This window comes from Streptomyces sp. WZ.A104 (genome assembly GCF_002382885.1).
Classification (GTDB): Bacteria; Actinomycetota; Actinomycetes; order Streptomycetales; family Streptomycetaceae; genus Streptomyces.
Genome location: NZ_NWVL01000078.1, coordinates 1 through 14,350, shown reverse-complemented (window position 1 = coordinate 14,350; position 14,350 = coordinate 1). Strand labels below are relative to the sequence as shown.

The following is a 14,350-nucleotide window of genomic DNA, read 5'->3' as shown; positions in this document are numbered from 1 at the left end:
CCCGGCGTCATGCGGCCGCGAGCTCGGCCGACTCGTCTTCGTCAGCCGCGATCTCGGACATGGCGTTCGAGGAGAAGCAGAGCTGCTCCTCGGTGGTCGTCAGCAAGTGCTGGACGCCGGGGTAAACCGTTTCTCCTACCTTCCACAGCGCTACGCCGCGCCGAAGACGCGGGATGTGGTCGGCCGTCCAGGCCGGCAGGTTGAGCCGGGCCACCACCTCGCGTGCCTCGTCCGCCTTCATCGAGTAGATGACGAGGGTGTCCGCCATCTTCAGTGCGGCGGCGGTCTCGGTGCTGTCGTCCACGTCCGAGAGGTGGTGGACGATGAAGATGCAGCTCAGGCCGTATCCGCGGGCGAATTTGAGGAACTTCTCCAGCAGCTTCGCGAGCTGCGGGGTGCCGAGGATGTGCCAGGCTTCCTCGAAGATCAAGATCCGCTTGATCTGGTTGTAGCTCCGGCAGCCCGTAGCCGGGTTCCCGCCGCGCTTCCACGCGCCGGACGCAGCATCGGTGATGACGCGGCCGTGGGCATCGGGCGGAGTCCCGCACTCGCACTCGCCCCGCAGCCACACCTCCTCCAAGAACACGCTGATCACGGCCATGAGGATCGTCATCGCCGCGCCACCCGAGGGAACGCGCGCGAGGTCGAAGACGATCATCAGTGCGTCGAGATCGACGCTCAGAGAGGTGGGACCGTCGAGCATCCCGACCAGGTCGCCGCCGCCGGCCACGTCGTCCTCGGTGCCGCCGCACAGCCGGTCCAGGACGTACGACGCCTCCAGGCCATCCGCCAGGAGCTCGTCGAGACTGCGCTTCTTGGCCGCTGCATCCTGCTCGGTCGGGTGGCGGAGCGCGTACGCCACGTCGGGCAGGATCGCGACGCGGTCCTCGCTCGCCGCGCGCTCGTTCGCCCGGCGCACGGCGATGCGGAGGGCGCTGCCGGCGAACTCGTCCAGGTTGCGGCCGAGCCCCAGCTCGACGACGGTCCGGACGAGCTCGACCTGACGTCGGCCGCTGATCGCCGGGTCCAGCGGGTTGATGCATGCCGAACCCGGGCCGCCGCCCGGAACGAACTTGATCGGCTCGGAGCCGGTCAGCGCGCGGCATACGGCCGCCCACTCGCCTTCGCCGCTCTCCTTCTGTTCCTTGGTGTCCAGGATGGCCAGGCGGCGGCCCATGCGGGCCTGGCGCAGGGCGTATGTCTTGTTCAGGGCGGACTTGCCGCGGCCCGTGTCGCCCATGACCAGCATGTTTCCGCCGGGCAGGCCGTCACCGAAGATCGAGAACGGGCAGTAGATGAAGGCCTTGCCGCTGAACAGTTCCCGGCCGACGACCACGCCGGCCGTGCCGAGCGTGGGCGGGGCGATCGGCAGGTACAGGGACTGCGAGGCCCGGGTGGTCGTGTAGAGGGGGCGGGTCGCGGTTTCCTTCGAGGGGGCGAAAACGCTCACTTCTTGATCCCTCCAGCGAAGGGCAGGGTGGTTGCGAAGGCACGGTGGTGCTCGAGGTCGAGCCATTCGATGCCGAGGTGGGAGGAGCGGGCCTTGGCGCCGGTGTCCCGCTTGGCCTTGGACAGATCCTTCTCGGTTCGCGCCGAGACGGTGATGTAGCCGACGATCGCCGCACCGGCGGCGCCGGAGGCGGCCAGTTCCATGCCGCGCTTGGCCGTGGCCTGCGTGGCGATCAGGTCGCGCGGGTCGACGTTCCGGCCGAGACGCATGTCGCGCTGGATCTCCGCCTGGTTGTTGGTGTCCTCGCTGAGCATCCGCTTCACGGCGGCGTCGTTCGGCTCCAGGTGCGTCGTGACCGCGACCGTGCGGATGATGTCCGGCAGGCCGATGAGCAGCGGCGCCATGAAGTCGGGGCCGACGGGGGTGTTCGGCCAGGACACGACGGCCGCGGTCGAGTGGTACCAGCCGTCGGGCGAGTCGGCCGCGCGGGCACGGAACCAGCGCTTGTCGACGACCTCGACCTGGCGAGGGAAGGCGTGCTGCATCGGCAGGCTCTCGTCCCAGATCAGGTGATCGGGGTCGTACGAGTTCCTGATCAGGGCGGTGAGTGCTCCGAGGTCCATGGGAGCGACGACGCGGAGTTCGGCATCCTCGCAGCGGGCCCACAGTTCCTCGGCCGCGGCGGCCATCACGGCGGCGATCCCCTCGTCACCCTCCCCGCGCTCGTGGGACTCCGCGGCGAAGTCCTTGTTCCAGGTCGCGTACGCGACGACGTAGTACCGGTGTTCCTCGGCGCTCGTGCTTACCGCGTCGGACAGTGCGTCGTACGACTGGGCGAGCCAGCCGGGAACCTTCGCCGTGGCCGGCGACTGCGCACGGGTGGCGATGTGCTGCTGGTGTGCCTCCGGGTCGCTCTTCAGCTGGCGGGCGAGGACCGAGATGCGGTCGATCGGGTTGTCCGTGCTGTTGCCGAAGGAATCGAGCAGTGCTCCCCACCGTTCCAGGGCGAGCTCCTGCTCGGATCGGTCCTTGCCGGCGTGCCCGCGCGAGGCGATCTCCAACGCGAACGTGACGCAGCCGAGCTCCGGCTGGAGGACGACTGCGATGTCCTGTCCGCGGACGGAAGTGGTGATCGGCCGCATCCGCTGGATGCCCGGAGCGGGTTCCAGCGCGGCTTCCGGCGCGGTCCCGTCGCGGCGGACGCCGGCCTCGATGGCCGGGGACGTCCAGACACCGCTCGTCACCTTCAGGGTGCGCTTGTGGTCGCGCTGGATCTTCCACCACTTGTAGAGGGTGCGTCGGGAGGAGGCGCCCTTCGGCTTGTACGGCACGAACACGGCGCCTGCTGCCGCACCGACGGGCAGGATGATGGCCATCACCGCGAGGACCGGCACGGCGGAGAAGATCCAGCCGGCCAGGACCGCGATGGCCGCGGCGCTGACCAGGAGCACCTGCTCGCCGAGGTCCCGCTTGCCGACCAGGCCGGTCGGCCGCGGCTTGCCGAAGACGTATGTACGGTCAGCGGCCATTAGTTACCACTTCCTCCTGATATTGGCCGGGTGGGATTGGCCGGGGCTGACGGGGTGGGCACGGTCGAGGGGACGGCGCGTGCCGCGGTGCCGCTCTGGGTGCTGGATGCGGGTGAGGGAGGCGTTGCTCCTCCGCCGTTGTGCGAAGGGGGTGCTGACGCCGAAGGCGCGCTCGCGGGTGTGGGTGACGGGATCCGGGACGGGCCGGTCGGTCCGGACCCAGACGGTCCGGCGGCCGGGGTGCTCGCAGGCGTCGGGATCGTGGACGGGCCCGTGGGCGTGGTCGGCGCAGACGACGGGGACGAGGAGGAAGATCCCTCTCCGGAGCCACCAGCGTCGGCCGGGACGACGGGCGATCCCGCCGGGTTGGCCGTGCCGTTGCCCAACGACGACGGAGTCGAGCTGCCCTCGCCGCCCTCGCCGCCGACGGGCACCGTCGAGGTGCCGGTGGGGTTGGTGGACGGAGCGGTGCTCGGCGTGCCGCCGCTGCCGCCGCCGGACTGCCCGCCCGAGTCGGGTCCGGGAGTGTCGCCTCCCGCTCCCTGGTCTGCGATGGTGTCCGCGGCCTCGGCCTTGTTCTTGGCCATGTCGACGCCGGCCTTCGCGACCGCCGCGGCGGCGGTCGCAGGGTTCGAGAGCGCGGCGGCACCGCCGCCACCGCCGCCGACCACCGAGTTCGTCATGCGGGCGTTCATCGCTGAGTTCGCGGCCTGCGCGGGGCCCGGAACGGCGGCTGCCGGGCCGGACTGGGCGGCGGCCTTCCGGGTGTTCATCAGGTCGCCCATCTGGTCCCCGAAGCCGGGCAGCCACTTGTAGAGCGAGGCGCTGGAGAACACCGCGAGGAACAGCAGGAGCGCACCGACCAGGAGCGTGTTGACCGCTTCCGAGTTGGACTGCGAGTCCGAGTTCATGATCGCCGCGGCGAGGCCGAAGAGCATGAACAGGACCGGCTTGGCCAGCAGGAGGGCCAGGAGCATCCCGGCCCACTTCTTGGTTCGTCCCCACAGGTCACGGTCGACCAGGCCCGCGTTCACGATCGGCCCGAGTGCCGCGCCGATGTAGAGGGCGCCAGCACGGATCAGCAGCTCGATCCACACCAGCAGCGCGGCGATGATGATGATCAGGAAGACGATGATCAGGACGACCGGGGCGTTTGTGCCCTGGGTCGCCAGGATCACCTTCGTGAGCTTCTCGATGAAGGCCTTGCCCTCCTCGATCGCGCTTCCCGCGAAGACCTTGGTGATCTCGTCGACGAGCTGGTTCGCCAGAACAAGGACGGCGGGAGTGAAGGCGTTGACCAGGACCTGGACCAGGAGGAGGCCGACGGCCTCCGAGACAGCGGTCGTCAGGGAGACGCCGGCCATGGCGCGCTTGGCCACCGCGATCAGCCAGAGGACCAGCGTGAACAGCGTGGCGACGGCGAAGATCAGCGCGTACTGCTTGAGGAAGCCCGGGTTGGTGAAGTCGACCTTGGTGGTCTTGTCCATCAGGCCGATGATCTTCTCCAGGAACCAGGCCGCGGCCTCACCCATCTTCTTCGCGATGAAGCCGAGCGGGTCGGAGACGAAGTCCGCGACCGCGCCCGCGCCGTCGACCACGTCGCACACCGTGGAGACACCGGGGATGTCGCACGGGCCGGGGATGGCCTGTGCCGGGGGCGCGGTGAAGATCAGCCAGAGGGGCGTCAGCAGGGCGGCGGTGATCGCCGCGGGGATCCCGCGGAAGGACCAGCGCCTCGGCGCGCGGCGCGGCCGGGACTCAGCCGGCGTACGGCGCGGCATCCGCGTCACCTCCCAGTTCACGGAAGGAGTTGGGGGACGACGGCTGGCCGGCCGTGGCCTGCGGCACCAGCCCTGCCGACCGGGTGATGGTCACGGCGCGCCAGTCGCCGTCCACCCACCGCAGCGTGTAGTTCCACTGGTTGAACTCGCTGGTGGGCGGCAGCGTGGAGTTGGCGTCGGCCACTCCGGTCACCGCGGCGGTCCAGAGCTCCACGGTGGCCAGGTCCTTGCTGAAGCTCGTCACCTGCGCGGCCAGCGTGGCCTGCCGGTTGATGAGGGGCGCCCCGTCGGCGGTACGCCCGTTCTGCAGGATGCCGAGCTTGCGCATGGCCGTCTCGGTCTGCTCGTCGAGCGTCTTCAGTCGCTGAGCGACGGCCTCGGGCGCCATGATCACGGAGGTCACCTTGTGCCGGGCGTCCTTGTCGGCCAGGAACTTCGCCGTGGACTGGGCGGCCTGGAAGTTCGAGGCGGCCGCCTTCGCCCCTGCCTCGGTGCGGGCGTACCCGACGGGCACCCCGTCCTTCTTGTGGAGCTCGCCTCCGGCCTCCTGTGAGGTGGAGCCCGAGCCCTTGTTCTCGCCCGACGCGGAGGGTGTCTGCACGGCCGGGCTGTCGCTTCTCCCCGAAGTGGCGAGGTTGGCGATGAGCAGCCCGGCCACGGTGACGACGACGATCGCGATCACGACCAGGGTGAGGGGACGGGGCCCGCGGCGGGGGGCGCGCTCGGCCGACCACGGCCGGCCTTCGGTCTTGGTGTCGTTGTTCATGGAGGCCGCCTCAGATACCCATGCCGTAGACGAGGCCGAAGATGGTGGCGGCGCTCGCGACGAGGAAGATCCCGGCCAGGCCGCCGACGATCTGGCCCTTGCCCTGGTCGGTGTGCATGGTGGAGTTGCCGGAGCCGAACCAGCCCTTCGACTTGGCGACGCCGAGGAGGAACGTTCCGGCGGACACGGCGAGGACGATCGCCGCGATGACGCCGATGATCACCTTGGAGGTGTTGCCGAGCGCGCCGAACGGTCCCCAGGTCGGCTTCACGCCGCCGATCACGTCGTTGACCCCGTCGGCGAGGATCGTCCACTTGCTGTCAGATGCCATGGTTTGTCCTTGAGTTGCAGGAATGCCGGTGCCGGAGTGGCCCGGGCGCAGGAGGGAAGATTCGAGGGAGACGCAGGTCAGCCGATGTGTCGCATGGCGACGATCTGGCCCTGCCACCAGGACAGAGGCTTGATCCGGACGTTGAGGCCGGTCCGTGGTGCCTCGATGACCTGCGAGTTTCCGATGTACATGCCGACGTGCTCAGGCACTGCGGCACTGCCGACGCTGAACAGCAGGTCACCGGGGCGGAGCTGGCTGACCGAGTTCACCGGGGTGCCGGAGTGGACCTGGTCATAGGTCGTTCTCGGTAGGTTCACGCCGGCCGCACCCCAGGCCATCTGTACGAGCGAGGAGCAGTCGCAGCCCTGCATCCCCCGGTACGGGGACTTGCAGGTGCCGCCCCACTGGTACGGGGTGTTGAGCGCGGTCTTCGCCGCGGCGATGGCGCGCGCCGCACCGCCGGACCCGGGCGGAAGCGGTACCTGGCCATCGGCCATGGCCGCCCACTTCGCTGCGAGCGTGGTGATCGTCTCGACGTAGTTTCGGGTCTCGTCGAACGGCGGCACGCCGTTGTACTTGAGGACGTTGCCCTCGCCCGCGTTGTACGCCGCCAGCATGTTCTTCACCGAGTCGCCGGGGACGTTCTTGACGATGTCGGCCAAGCGGCAGTCGTACGCCACGGCGGCGGGAATCGCATCCGCGGGGTTCAGCGGGTCCTTCTTGCCGTCACCGTCCCCGTCTACTCCGTACGTCGCCCAGGTGCCCGGAATGAACTGCGCGATGCCCAGGGCACCGGCCCCGCCGTCGGGCGGGTTCTTGCGGAAGCCCGACTCCTGGTACAGCTGGGCTGCGAGAAGGCTCGCAGTGACCTGCGGGCAGCTCTTGCCCATCGCCTTCTCGATCAGCTTCCGGACCCAGTCCGGCACTGGAGCGTCGGCGGTGATGGACCCGCCGGGGCCGGTGTTGTTAGCGCTCGCACCGCCCGCTCCACCGAGCATCAGCAGTAGAGCGAAGATCATGACGAAGCAGAGGGCGGCGATCCCGCCGCCCCACTTGAGGATCTTCTGCACGCCGGCCGCCTACGCGTACGGCAGCGCGATGACGCGCCACTTGCCGTCGGCGCCTCGCTCGAGCTGCAAGGCGACCTGCTTGGTGTCGCTGCTCGCCTTGCCCTTCTCGGGGGCTTCGGTGAGCCGGTACAGAACCCGTGCGAGTGCGGTGGTGTTCGTGGGGGCCGGCGCGCCGTCCGGGATGGAGACCTTCAAGACGGTGGCGGTGACCGTCGCTTTCTCGGCGGTCCACTGCCTCCACAAGGAGGCCGTGCTCGGGCGGTCGGCGCTGATCGCGGCGCCGAGGTCCTCGGACGTGAAGGCAGCGGCCCGCTTTCCGGCGTCGGAGTACGACTTGTCCTTGCCCGGGCGTGCGTCATGGCTCGCCCAGGCCGTGGCGAAGTCGGCCGCGACCTTGGCGACGTCCTTGGGCAGTTCGGCCCCTTCGGTAGCCGCGGGCCCTGTCGGGACCGGGATGGTGCCGTTCCCGGGGACCGGGCCGCCCGGCCAGGCTGAGGTCGAGGGAGGGGCTTCGGGCGCCGACTGGACTGTCGTGCCGGACCCGCAGGCGGTGAGCGCCGCCCCGAGAGCGACGACCAGCACGCCGGAGGCCAATCGTGAGCAAATGCGTATAGAACGAACTTCAGAAGGCATGGGGGATCCGCCTGCGGGGTCGAGGAAGGCAGGGAGGGGGCGCGTATCCGGTCCGGAAGCCCTGACGGCGCGCCGTACTTCGTCCGCGGACTGGTGTGATGGGGCGGCTGGGCCTGGACCACAGCCGCCCCGTCATCGAGGGGCTCGACCCCTACGAGAGGTTCATCTGGACGGCCAGGTAGCTGGTGGAGACCCAGCCCGTCTTGCCGACGTTGGCGCCGCTGCGGACCTTCACGTAGGCCCAGGTGGTGGAGCGCCAGCACATGACCGTCACCTTGGTGTCGGTGCTCAGCAGGCCCAGGCTGGTATAGCCGGTGCTCGGGCCGCTGCGGAGGTGGACGGTGGTGTCCGTCCACGCGGTGTAGTCGGCCATGTTCCTGGTGCACGAGCCGGCGCCCACGGCGGCAGCCGCCGGACTCGACATGGCGGTGACGCCACCGATGGAGAGGGCTGCGACAGCCGTCGCGGTGGCAGCCTTGTGGATCAGAGAACGCATGGGTGTTCCTCGTACGTCTGGAAGAAGGGCTGACGCGGCCCGTGCGGCGTCCCGGTAGGAAGCAGGGGTGGGCGGGGGCAGCACCCGTGTCGTGGGAGCCACTCGCGGAGGCCTGGCGGGGTCAGTGCCGGCCGAACCGGTGGGTCATCGCGAGCGGAGGAAGAGGGACAGCCGCCGGGCCGCGTAGCGCATCAGGATCAGGACTGGTCGGACCCGGCCGTCTTGCGGCGTCGGGCCACGGTGAGGACGCCGCCGCCGACAAGCAGCAGGCCGGCGGCAGCGGCTGCCAGGGGCGCGGTGAGATCCGCGCCCGTGTGCGCCAGTTCGTCGCCGGACGGCGGCGTGGCCGGCGGCGTCGTCGGCGGCACCGCGGGCGGAGTGCTCGGCGGTGTGGTGGCCGGCGGAGTGCTCGGCGGTGTGGTGGCCGGCGGAGTGCTCGGCGGCGTGGTGGGCGGAGTCGTCGGCGGCGCCGTCGGCTTCGGCAGCGGACTGTCGAAGACCGTGATCACAGTCTCCTCCCCCTCCTTCACCTCGAACCGGGTCGGCTTCTTGTCGAGCTCGTAGCCCTCGGGGGCCTTCGTCTCGACCATCCAGTACGTCCCGGCGGCCAGGTCGACGGGTGCGGACTTGCCTCCCTTGCCGGTGGTCACCGTGGTGACGAGGTCACCCGGCTTGCCGTCGGCGCCGGACGTATCGTTCGCCCGGATCTCGTACGTGGCCGGAGAGTCGATCTCCGTGCCGGTCGCGCGATCCTTCTTGAGCGCGATCACGATCGAGGCGGGCTGGAACTCGATGCCGCCGTCCACCTTCAGCGTCTTCTTCTCCGCTGCGAAGAAGATCAGCCGCTGCATGGGCTTGCCCGAGACCTGCTTGTCGGTGGCCCAGAAGGACGGCGTGTTCACCGTGACATCGGCGGCGAAGGAGGCGCCGGCCTTCTTCCCTGGCTTGTCCGGGGTGAAGGTGAAGGTCGTCTCGCCCTTGTCGTTCGTGATGCCGATGGCGCCGGGCACCTTCGGCACGGCGACGTTGTCGAGGTCGGTGGTGTTGACGGAGACGCCGGGAACCGGCTTGTTGCCCTGCGCCACCTTGACGGTGAGGCTCTTCTCTACCGGGGTGCGCTCGTAGGGGTACTTCTTGCCCGAGCCGGGAACGGTGAGCGTGTACGGGGCGGCGTCGATGTCGGCGACCTCGGCCCGGAGCCGGTTGAACTCGTCGACGATGGGGGCCGTGTCGACCTTGGCGTCAGCGCCGAAACCGGCGACCGCGCCGTGCGGCATCCCCTTCTCCAGCCAGGACTTCCACGGCAGCTTCTCGCCGTTGAAGCCGTCCTCCTTCACCCCGTCCCGGTCGGCCAGAGCCCAGGAGAGCAGGGATGCCGCCGCGGTGGTGTTCCGGCCGGCGGTCGTGTCGGGGAGCTTGCCGTACTGCGCGGCGATGTAGGCGAGCTGGGCCTTGGTGTCCGCGCCGAGTTCGGTGGGGGCCTGCTCCGGCTTGTAGCCGTTGTCCGACCCCTCCTTCGGACCGAAGAGGTTGAAGTCGAGGCAAAAGGCCGCCGACCCGTTGTCCAGGAGGTGCGTACCTCCCCAGAAGGTGCTCTGCTTGCCGGTCTTCAGCTGCCAGCCGACCGCGCGCCCCTTGTTTCCCTCACGGTCGGCCGCGACTGCGGGAGCCGAGAAGAATGCTGGTCCAGCCACTGCGGCTGCCACAACTGCAGCACCGGCGACGGCCGTACCTTTGCGCACGAGTGATCGCATGAAAAACTGCCCTCATCCAGGGGACTGGACCGCAGCTTCCTAGGGCGAGACGGTCCAGCACCCGGTGAACCGCGCCCCCTTCCGAGGCGGCGCGTCCCGGTGTTCGGAGGGATCCCACTCCCTCCGAACACCGGCCTTGCTGACGAGGCTTGATGCCGCGACGCAAGCCACGGCCCCTTCCCCCGACCGCATCCGGCGCACATACGATCAACAGGTTTAGCGTGCTAGACGTAGAAGCCTGAGCTTGTGTTCCCCTGTTCATCTAGCGCGCTAGATGAGGCTCGATGAACATACGTTGATCCAGGTGGCGCCTGTCAAGCGGGTATGTGCCGTATCGGGCGATCATGTGACGGGCGTCATGTTGCGCGCTTGATCGTTAAGTGGATTAGACGCAAATCGCTTGATCGTGTAGCGCTTGCCGTCTAGGGCGATAGATAATGAGGGTGGTGGTTCAGGCGTGAACTACAGGATGATCCGTAGTGGACGGGAGCAGTGAGCGGCGATGGGTGAGGACACCCCCACCGGCCGGCAGACCTTGGCCGAGCGACTCGACTTCTTGATCACGACGATCCATCCAGACAGCCGTGGTCCGTACACGTACATGGAGATCGCCGAGGGCACGAAGAAGTTGCCGGGCCCGTCGGTCTCGCACGGCACGGTGCAGACCATCCACAAGAACACCAACACCAACCCCGGCGTGGACTCCCTCCGCGCCATCGCCAACTTCTTCGGGGTCACAGTCGGTTACCTCGCAGATGGTGAGGATGCGGAGGCGATCGAGAACCGCATCGAGGAGCGCATCGCGCGCCTCCGTGAGGAGAACCGCAAGGCAGCCGAAGCCGATGAGCTTGCCCAGGTCCTGGAGGACGAGAACGTCCAGGCCGCGGCCTTCCGGCTCAGTGGCCTGTCGGCCGGCTCCTTGAAGTCCGTCACTGGGCTCATCAAGCAGCTCCGCCGAGCGGAGGGTCTGCCTGACGCGAAGCCGCCGCGCAAGCGGAAGCAGTGAGACGCCGCTCACTCGTGTAAACGGTGCAATCTGGGGTGTTCCGGGCAACCGGAACGCCCCATTTCGGTCTCTGTGGCCTATCCGTTTAAGCTGCAAACCGGTAAGTAGTACGCGAACGGCTCGAAGTAGTTGATCTTCCCGCCGGCGGGTTGCGACGGCGAGGAGGGAGACCATGCGGTGGTGGAAGCGGACCGACGCCGAGTGCGCGGCCATCGCTGACCAGCTGGTCATCCCCCAGCCGTTCAACCTCGAGGCCTTCTGCGACGGGATCGCGGAGCAGAGGGGCCGCCCGCTCATCCTGCTCCCGCTCGACGGGCCGCCTGACCCGGCCCTCCCTTGCGGCATATGGCTCGGTCTCGATGTTGCCGACCTCGTCTTCTACGACGCTGTCGCTGCGGAGATCCTCAAAGTGCAGATCGTGCTGCACGAGATCTCACACATGCTGCTCGGGCACGTCGCCCCCGAACTCGACCTGGCCGACCAGCCGAGCGAGGGAGAGCTGGCCCTCGCCTCCGAGCACTTCCAGCGCCTGCTCGCCCGCACGCACGGAGGCATCTCCGGCATCGATCGCCCTGACCTTCCGGTCGCCGCGATCATCCGCGCCGAGGCAGCCCGGATCCGGGCCATGGCCACCATGACCGAAGCGATCGACGAGGAACTCGGCCTCGACTTCGACCGCATTGCGCACCTGATGGGCCGCTCGAAGTTCGCGACGCCCCAGGAGCGCAAGGCAGAGACCCTGGCCACGCTCATCCACGAGCGCGCCAGCCGGTACATGACGCAGTCGACCTCCACCGAGGCCGAAGAGCGTCTAGTCCGCCTCCATGACGCCCTCGGGCATCCCGTGCGAAACACCTGGTCCTGAAGTGAAACACCTAGAAATCGCCGTCCTGATCATGCTCTGGGCGGTGACGATCTGGCGCGTCCCCTCTGCCCTGCGCACCGTCAAGCAGCGAGCCCTATGGGTCGCCTTCGCGGCCCTCACCCTGTCGATGACGCTCCGCCTTCCCGGCGTCATGCACGGCCTGGACGACAGAGTCGGGATCAACAACCTCTCCACCCTCATCAAGCACTGGCTCGGCATGATCGCTGCCGGTGCCGTCCTCGACTTCGTCGTCGCCATCGCCCGCCCGGAGACCGGCCGGCGAGTCAGGCCGCGCCACTACGTGGCCCTCACCGCCATGGCCCTCATGGCGGTCCTCTTCCAGTTCGTCCCCCGACGGCACGAGGTCGAGGACTTCTTCGAGGCGAACGTGGGCCAGACCTGGGCCACCGCGTACTACCTGGTCTTCATCGTCTACCTGGGCATCGCCATGGCCACCGCGAGCTGGCTGTTCTGGGGAAGCGCCCGTCTGGCGAGCGCTCGGTGGCTCCGGATCGGGGTACGCCTCATGGGCATCGGAACCGGAGTCGGCGTCGTCTACACCCTCGTCCGCGCCGTGTACCTCATCTGCCGACTGGCCGAAGTCACGTCCGCCGGCGCCGACGACACGGTCGACACCGCCACCGACCTGCTGAAGTACCTGGCCATCGGCTTCATCCTCGTGGGCAGCAGCATCCCGGCCTTCGGCGTCGCCTGGAGAAGCATCCAGGACTGGCGGCACCTTCGTGCGCTCCAGCCCCTCTGGCAGGACCTCACCGCCGCCACCCCCGACATCGTGCTCAAGGCGCGTCTTCTCCGGGGCCCACGCCTGCAACTGCACCGCCGTGTGATCGAGATCCGGGACGCTGGCCTCGCCCTCGCCCCGTACGCAACCAGCGAGGTGCGGGAAGCCGCCGCGGCGGCGGCGAACGCGGCCGGGCTCGGCCCGGAGGCCGTGGAGCCGACAGCCGAGGGCTTCTGGCTCCGTGCCGCACGAGAGGCCAAGGCTCAGGGCGCCCCCCTTGTCCACGAGGTGGCGGTGCCCGGTGCCGAAGGCATCGTCGATCTGGACTTCGAGGCCGAAGTCGCCCGGCTCCTCCAACTCGCCCGCGCCTACCACTCCCCCGAGGCCGCTGCCTTTCTCGCCTCGCTCCGACAGGAGGTCATGTCGTGACCACCACCGCAACCACCCGGCCCACGGAGTCCCGCGCGACGGAGTCTCGCGCCGCTCGGTTCGTCACAGACGGCCTGGACCCCAAGACGTGGATCATCGCGGACACGATCCTCATCGGCTGGCACACGGACCGCCTCGCGGGCATCGGCTGGGGCCTGCTTGGATGCCTGTTCGCGGCCGTCATACCCGTGGCCTTCATCAAGTACGGCATACGCCGAGGCCGCTGGGCCGACCGCCATGTAGGCCAGCGTCAGCAGCGCATCATTGTGATGATCTTCATCATCGCCTCGGTCGCCACCGGCATCACCCTGATGTGGGCCTTCGGCGCCCCGCAGCCGATGATCGCCCTCATCGCCGCCATGCTCACCACCCTCGCTGCCCTGCTTGCCGTCACGCCCGCCTGGAAGATCAGCGTCCACGCCGCGGTCTCCTCCGGCAGCGTCGCCATGCTCGCGCTCGCCTACGGGCCCTTCGCGCTCGCCGGGTACGCCTTGGTCGCGCTGGTCGGCTGGTCGCGGGTTGCGCTCAAGGACCACACAGTCGCTCAGGTCCTCGCCGGAACCCTTGTCGGAGCCGTCGTCGCGGCTGGCACCTTCGCCATCCTCCGGTAGTCCGCGCGAGCACGAGTCCGGGGCGGCACCCATGCAGGTGCCGCCCCGGACTCGTCTCTGCCCGTTTCGAACGGCGACGTGTAGGTTCTCCGGTTCCGTGTCATGTAGCGATGCTGTGACCTGCGGTTCTGCCCGGTATCTCACGTCGTGTCATCCGTGATCTGTCTCAGGGGCCGTGTCATTTCCTCAGGACTCCCGTTCGATGCAAGCCGCTGACCTGCGACATGACATCGGCGTGAGACTGCGGTTGAGAAAATGACACGGAATTTGAGACCCCACACGACGTCAGTTGACGCGCTCAAGTCGGACAGGGATTTTGAAGTAGTCGCCCAGCGCGAGCCGCGCCAGGACAGACTGCTTGAGGTTGTGAGCCTTCGCCGTGGCCTGAAGCGTCGGCATCCACTTCATCGACACGGAGTACTGCAGCCGGGAGTTGGCCGGCTCGACCTTCCTCGGACGGCCAGGCCCACGCTCGATCATCTCGAGTCCCGGGAAGAGACCACCCTCGTGGACGGGCCCGCGGGCTTCGACGATGAGCTCGGGGAGCCGGTCCGCGCACTGAGCCACCGCGGTGAGGATGATCACCTCCGCCGACTTTCCGGTCTGCTGCATCTCCTTGACCTTTGCCGCGATGGAGCTCGGAACGTAGGTCTGGAGGGTCATCTTGCCGGTCGCCGAACCCAACTGGTACTCGGACTCGTCGTAGCCCGTACTTTCGGCTTCGGCGCGGGCGGCTTCCTCGGCCTTGCGCTTCTCCTCGGCTTCGGCTTCGGCTTCGGCGCGGGCGGCTTCCTCGGCCTTGCGCTTCTCCTCGGCTTTGGCTTCGGCTTCGGCGCGGGCGGCTTCCTCGGCCTTGCGCTTCTCCTCGGCTTTGGCTTCGGCTTCGG

The 14,350-nt window shown here is 68.7% G+C and carries 14 protein-coding genes; 4 read left to right on the top strand and 10 right to left on the bottom strand.

Going from position 1 to position 14,350, the window contains the following annotated elements; translation table 11 throughout:
- Nucleotides 1–7 precede the first annotated feature (7 nt).
- From CIB93_RS30755 to CIB93_RS30715, 9 genes are all read right to left on the bottom strand, one after another.
- Nucleotides 8–1,450, bottom strand: a complete 1,443-nt coding sequence (locus CIB93_RS30755) for an ATP/GTP-binding protein (RefSeq protein ID WP_096631646.1) — start codon at nt 1,448–1,450, stop codon at nt 8–10.
- Nucleotides 1,447–2,979, bottom strand: coding sequence for an SCO6880 family protein (locus CIB93_RS30750; RefSeq protein WP_096631645.1), 1,533 nt, complete (start codon nt 2,977–2,979; stop codon nt 1,447–1,449). The genes CIB93_RS30755 and CIB93_RS30750 overlap by 4 nt, the downstream gene beginning before the upstream one ends.
- Nucleotides 2,979–4,760: a hypothetical protein gene (locus CIB93_RS30745; RefSeq protein ID WP_096631644.1), complete on the bottom strand. Its 1,782-nt coding sequence runs from the start codon at nt 4,758–4,760 to the stop codon at nt 2,979–2,981. The genes CIB93_RS30750 and CIB93_RS30745 overlap by 1 nt, the downstream gene beginning before the upstream one ends.
- A complete protein-coding gene (locus tag CIB93_RS30740; protein ID WP_096631643.1) occupies nt 4,738–5,526 on the bottom strand; it encodes a hypothetical protein in 789 nt (262 codons plus the stop codon). Before CIB93_RS30740 ends, CIB93_RS30745 begins: the two co-directional genes overlap by 23 nt.
- A gap of 10 nt (nt 5,527–5,536) precedes the next feature.
- Complete coding sequence (locus tag CIB93_RS30735) at nt 5,537–5,857, bottom strand: hypothetical protein (protein WP_073227066.1); 321 nt, start codon at nt 5,855–5,857, stop codon at nt 5,537–5,539.
- Nucleotides 5,858–5,934: 77 nt separating this feature from the next.
- The gene (locus CIB93_RS30730) at nt 5,935–6,927 is read right to left on the bottom strand and encodes a bifunctional lytic transglycosylase/C40 family peptidase (RefSeq protein ID WP_257002439.1); all 993 of its coding nucleotides are present in this window, start codon (nt 6,925–6,927) and stop codon (nt 5,935–5,937) included.
- Between the two features lie 9 nt (nt 6,928–6,936).
- Nucleotides 6,937–7,509 carry a hypothetical protein gene (locus tag CIB93_RS30725; RefSeq protein WP_257002438.1) on the bottom strand — a complete coding sequence of 191 codons (573 nt, stop codon included), beginning with the start codon at nt 7,507–7,509 and terminating at the stop codon, nt 6,937–6,939.
- Nucleotides 7,510–7,711: 202 nt separating this feature from the next.
- Complete coding sequence (locus CIB93_RS30720) at nt 7,712–8,056, bottom strand: SH3 domain-containing protein (RefSeq protein ID WP_096631641.1); 345 nt, start codon at nt 8,054–8,056, stop codon at nt 7,712–7,714.
- Between the two features lie 197 nt (nt 8,057–8,253).
- Nucleotides 8,254–9,750, bottom strand: coding sequence for a prealbumin-like fold domain-containing protein (locus CIB93_RS30715; RefSeq protein WP_143660105.1), 1,497 nt, complete (start codon nt 9,748–9,750; stop codon nt 8,254–8,256).
- Between the two features lie 562 nt (nt 9,751–10,312).
- Here CIB93_RS30715 and CIB93_RS30710 point away from each other — a divergent pair.
- The 4 genes from CIB93_RS30710 (at nt 10,313) to CIB93_RS30695 (ending at nt 13,463) form a co-directional block, all read left to right on the top strand.
- On the top strand, nt 10,313–10,816 hold the full coding sequence (locus tag CIB93_RS30710; RefSeq protein WP_096631638.1) for a helix-turn-helix domain-containing protein: 504 nt from the start codon (nt 10,313–10,315) through the stop codon (nt 10,814–10,816).
- A gap of 172 nt (nt 10,817–10,988) precedes the next feature.
- On the top strand, nt 10,989–11,681 hold the full coding sequence (locus tag CIB93_RS30705; protein WP_096631636.1) for a hypothetical protein: 693 nt from the start codon (nt 10,989–10,991) through the stop codon (nt 11,679–11,681).
- A 1-nt stretch (nt 11,682) separates the two neighbouring features.
- Nucleotides 11,683–12,852: an MAB_1171c family putative transporter gene (locus tag CIB93_RS30700; protein WP_143660104.1), complete on the top strand. Its 1,170-nt coding sequence runs from the start codon at nt 11,683–11,685 to the stop codon at nt 12,850–12,852.
- A complete protein-coding gene (locus tag CIB93_RS30695; RefSeq protein ID WP_096631633.1) occupies nt 12,849–13,463 on the top strand; it encodes a hypothetical protein in 615 nt (204 codons plus the stop codon). Before CIB93_RS30700 ends, CIB93_RS30695 begins: the two co-directional genes overlap by 4 nt.
- A gap of 285 nt (nt 13,464–13,748) precedes the next feature.
- Here CIB93_RS30695 and CIB93_RS38190 read toward each other — a convergent pair.
- Nucleotides 13,749–14,350, bottom strand: a 602-nt coding sequence (locus tag CIB93_RS38190; protein WP_179500300.1) for a hypothetical protein, incomplete at its 5' end; no start/stop codon positions are given.